This is a genomic window from uncultured Acetobacterium sp., from assembly GCF_927416815.1.
Taxonomy (GTDB): domain Bacteria; phylum Bacillota; class Clostridia; order Eubacteriales; family Eubacteriaceae; genus Acetobacterium.
Window position 1 is genome coordinate 1 of sequence record NZ_CAKMJU010000081.1, and the last position, 4397, is coordinate 4397.

Consider the following 4397-nt stretch of genomic DNA (forward strand, 5'->3'; position numbering starts at 1 on the left):
CATTGATCCCGATAATTTTTCGCCCTTCCCCAAGAATCCCACCATTGCCCGGTTGTTTAAGGAGATCGGTCTGGTAGATGAATTGGGATCTGGCATCCGAAACACCTATAAATACAGTAAAATCTATTCCGGCGCCGAGCCGATATTTACGGAGGGGGATGTGTTCCGAACGATTATACCCTTGACCATGCAAGTTAGTGACCAAGCTACCATGCAAGCTACCATGCAAGCTACACCTCAAGCTACCATGCAAACTGATGAAGAAATTTCTAGACTGTTGGAATATTGCAAAATCCCCCGAACACGAAGTGAAATACAGAAATATTTGAAGTTCAACAACCGCGATCATTTCAGAAAAAACATTCTCAACCCGTTAATCAAAGGTGGCCTTTTAAAATTGACCATTCCAGATAAACCGACCAGTCCCAAACAAAAGTATTTTTCATAGACTAATACTTCGGCCAGTAAACTTATGCACCTGACACCAACTTATGCTTAAGCTGGGAAGTCTGGCGGAAAACTAGAAAAGCCAGATATTCGAGAGTTTCGAATACCTGGCTCAGAATAGGCAGACGTGGCGATGCTTATCAGGTCTAAATTTTCAAATAAAGGTTTCAAGCAAAAAATGATCGTCCTTCAGAATCAACCGGAGGGCGACCAGATCGTCATTGATTATGCCGCGGCGTGATGAAAGTCGATTACTGAAATTTCGCTAGCCAGTGTTTTGGCGGCATTGACAATGGTTTCGAGGGTTTCCATGGTTTGGTCGCTAAAATATTTTTCGCCGCACTGTTCGCATTCCTGACAGGGAACATTTTTGATAATGATCAGACAGTCTTTATAATTGACGACATGGGTCGTCGTGCTGTCAAAAAGATCACCTTTGCAATAAAAGCACATGTTATGACTCCTTTCTGGTTTTCAAATCAGCTTCAAATTTCAGGATGTTGGGATAATAAGCGGTTATTATATAGATAAATTCAAAATCGTAACCGACGACGAGATGTAGCGTCGCGCCGTTGATCGTTGAGCCGAAGACAAGGCAACTTGGATGGGGATAGTCCTCCGGATAATCTTCAATGATTTCACCGGTGCGGATGCAATTCAGCACATCATGGCGGCTGATATCGCGCTCCTGGATACGCTGTGCGACATGAGCAGTCCATTGAATTTTACGTTTTAGAACACAATTATTTAACTCGATAATATTCATGGCTTCTCATAAAACCTTTCCGAACTTTGTTACTCTGATTATAACAGGAGTTGAGCGGGAAATAAACAATTAATATCACTGAAACTGGCTGAACTCAATCAGGACATAGCGGGGGGCATTGTTTTTTAAAATAATGGCAGCGCCATTTTCATCGACAAGCCGGGTAAACTTGGAAGAATTCTGGTTGGCTTCGGTAATGGATACTAAATTTTTAGTATTGATAAGGACCTCCTGGTCTTTGCTTCATTGTGCTACAATTTTAGGATAAATAAAACCTAAAAAGTAGTGCGTTGGGAGTCCAGAAGCCGATACTAATTTACACCTTGCCTTGGCGAAGATTTGCGCAGGAGTAGGCGAAGAAAATTTTTATGGATTTAAAAGATCGGAGCACAAGTGACAGATAAAAATAAAAAATCAATGAGAATGGACTATCAAGCAATTTTTAAAAAAGCCTATCATTTGATGGATGAAGCGATCATCGCGGGTAATTGTGGTGAACGATGTGGCTATCATTGTTGCCGCCGTAACGACGTCGACGGTAAGCGATTGGGCATGTATTTATTACCCCTTGAATATGAATATATGCAAGGCGAGGTCGTTGCAGATTACGATCTGCACCGTCATCGGCACTACAATCTACCCCCTAAAATTAAGAAATATTATTATATCTATTGCCATCTAGCAGAAGGTTGCCTGAGAGATCATCGTCCCATTCAATGCCGAACCTACCCCTTTGAACCCCATCTCGAAAATGGTGCCTTCTCACTTGTGATTGAAAAAGAGCAGATTCATGGCTGTGTCCTGATTGGAAGCATCTCAGAGTGGCGCCAGGACTTTATCGATGGTGTTTATAATGGTTGGCTTGAACTGATGAAGATCCCAATCATTAAGTATCACATTGAATATTTTTCAAAAGAGCGAATCGCAGCCGATAACATTATGATACGCTATACTGCAAATGGATACGATCATCCGATTTACCAGCAAGTATTGCCAAAGTAAAATCAAATTTCTTTGTGGTAATTAAAAAACAAATTATCGAGGGCGTTGGAAAAAGCTGAGGAAGACATTACCAATTGGCTAAGTCGGAGATTTTGAAATATCGTTAACGAAAAAGAGGGACACAATATGAGTTTATCTGAAAGTTTTACCGAGGCCTTTCTGGAAGAGGCGGCCATTGAAATACTCACCGGTCTGGGCTACCGCTATGCCTTTGGCCCGGACATTTCCCCGGGGGGTGATGCGCCGGAGCGTCAGGATCACCGGGAGGTCATTCTGGCCGAGCGGGTCCGGGATGCCCTGTATCGGATCAATCGTCAGCTGCCTGCAGAAGCCCTGGAAGAGGCTTATCGTCAGGTGATCACGGTTAATAGCCCGATGCTGGCTGAAAATAACCGCCACTTTCATCGGCTGTTAACCGAGGGGATTGAGGTATCCTTTGCCGAGGCTGGTCATATCCGCACCAAGCGGGCTTTTTTGATCGATTTTGAAGTGCCGGAGCAGAATGATTTTCTGGTGGTCAATCAGTTTACCATTGTCGAGCATGAAAACCGGCGGCCAGATCTGATTCTTTTTATCAACGGCCTGCCTCTGGTGGTGGTAGAACTCAAATCCGCCAGCGATGAAAACGTCGGCATCAGCAGTGCCTATAATCAGATCCAGACCTATCTTAAGGATATACCCGCGCTGTTTGTTTACAATGCTTTCTGTGTCCTTTCTGACGGCATCAATGCCCGGGCTGGAACCCTGACCTCCAATGAGGAGCGCTTTATGAACTGGCGGACGGTGGATGGAGTAGTCATTGAACCCAAATCCCATCCCCAGTATGAGGTGCTATTTAAGGGGATGCTGGGACGCAATCGAGTGCTGGATCTGATCCGTCATTTTATTTTGTTTCAGGAATCCCAGGAGAGCGACACCGATGCGACCGGAAAAAAACTGGGTGATAAAAAAGCCATCGTCAAAATTCTGGCGGCCTATCATCAGTATTTTGCGGTGAAAAAGGCAGTCGAAAAAACCAGAGCAGCGGCCAGCGAAGATGGCGACCGCAAAATTGGGGTGATCTGGCATACCCAGGGCTCGGGGAAAAGTTATTCGATGGTTTTTTACACGGCGGGACTGGTCCGCGAGCTGAACAACCCGACGATTGTGGTCATCACCGACCGCAACGATCTGGACGACCAACTGTTTGCCACCTTTGCCAAATCCCGGGACATTCTACGGCAGACGCCCCGGCAGGCGGATGTGCGCCGTCTTACCGACAGTCACAAAGCGCAGCAGCAGGGTAGTAATGGGGTGGTGGTCAATGGCCTTTATGAACTGCTTAACGACCGCGAAGCGGGGGGCATTATTTTTACCACGATCCAGAAATTCACCCCGGAGTCCGGCGAAATGCCGGTGCTGACCGATCGCAAAAATGTCATTATCATTGCCGATGAGGCCCATCGCAGCCAGTACGGACTAGAGGCCAAAACCGATCTTAAAACCGGGGCGGTCAAATACGGCTATGCCAAATATCTCCGGGATGCCCTGCCCAATGCCTCTTTTATCGGCTTTACCGGAACCCCTATCGATCTGGAGGATCGTTCCACTACTTCGGTGTTCGGCGAGTGCATCGATACCTACGACATGACCCGGGCGGTGGAGGATGAGGCAACGGTGCGGATTTACTATGAAAACCGGATCATCCGCCTGGAGACGGTGGATGACGAGCTGATTAAAATTGATGATGCCTTTGACACCATCACCGAGGGCCAGGAGGACAGCGAGCGGGATAAAAACCGCGCCAAATGGTCCCGGCTGGAAGCGGTGGTGGGTTCGCCCAACCGGGTTAACAAGCTGGCTGAGGACATTGTTAGCCACTATGAGGCCAAGTCCCGGGCGATTGCGGGCAAGGCGATGGTGGTCTGCATGAGCCGCCGGATCTGTGCTGATCTTTATGCCGCCATCGTGGCACTGCGGCCGGACTGGCACAGTGATGATGTCAATGCCGGCAAGATCAAGGTGGTAATGACCGGCAGCGCCGCTGATGCCGAAAAACTCCGAAGATTCGTAGCCAGGCTATGTCTCAAGGAATGTGCACCATGCTTTTTTTCCTTCCAGTGACTGATGTTTGCAAGCCGCATATATTTTGCAACAATGGAATGAATTGTCGTTTTACAAAGCTTTTTTCCCCGTTTTGCTG

The 4397-nt window shown here is 46.9% G+C and carries 5 protein-coding genes and 1 pseudogene; 3 read left to right on the top strand and 3 right to left on the bottom strand.

The window, feature by feature from the left end:
* Positions 1–448 (top strand): Fic family protein (locus QZ998_RS11720; RefSeq protein ID WP_366512446.1); only part of this gene is annotated, 448 nt, incomplete at its 5' end.
* Positions 449–672: 224 nt separating this feature from the next.
* Here QZ998_RS11720 and QZ998_RS11725 read toward each other — a convergent pair.
* The 3 genes and pseudogenes from QZ998_RS11725 to QZ998_RS11735 form a co-directional block, all read right to left on the bottom strand.
* Positions 673–900, bottom strand: a complete 228-nt coding sequence (locus tag QZ998_RS11725; RefSeq protein WP_296560820.1) for a type II toxin-antitoxin system MqsA family antitoxin — start codon at positions 898–900, stop codon at positions 673–675.
* Between the two features lies 1 nt (position 901).
* Positions 902–1213 (bottom strand): DUF4258 domain-containing protein, encoded by a 312-nt coding sequence (locus tag QZ998_RS11730; protein WP_296560822.1) that lies wholly within the window; start codon positions 1211–1213, stop codon positions 902–904.
* 78 nt (positions 1214–1291) lie between these two features.
* Positions 1292–1435: pseudogene (locus tag QZ998_RS11735) on the bottom strand (type II toxin-antitoxin system Phd/YefM family antitoxin); the annotation flags it as partial.
* Positions 1436–1606: 171 nt separating this feature from the next.
* Here QZ998_RS11735 and QZ998_RS11740 point away from each other — a divergent pair.
* Positions 1607–2215, top strand: a complete 609-nt coding sequence (locus QZ998_RS11740; protein ID WP_296560824.1) for a hypothetical protein — start codon at positions 1607–1609, stop codon at positions 2213–2215.
* Between the two features lie 126 nt (positions 2216–2341).
* Positions 2342–4318, top strand: a complete 1977-nt coding sequence (locus tag QZ998_RS11745; RefSeq protein WP_296560825.1) for a type I restriction endonuclease subunit R — start codon at positions 2342–2344, stop codon at positions 4316–4318.
* The last annotated feature ends 79 nt before the right edge of the window (positions 4319–4397 follow it).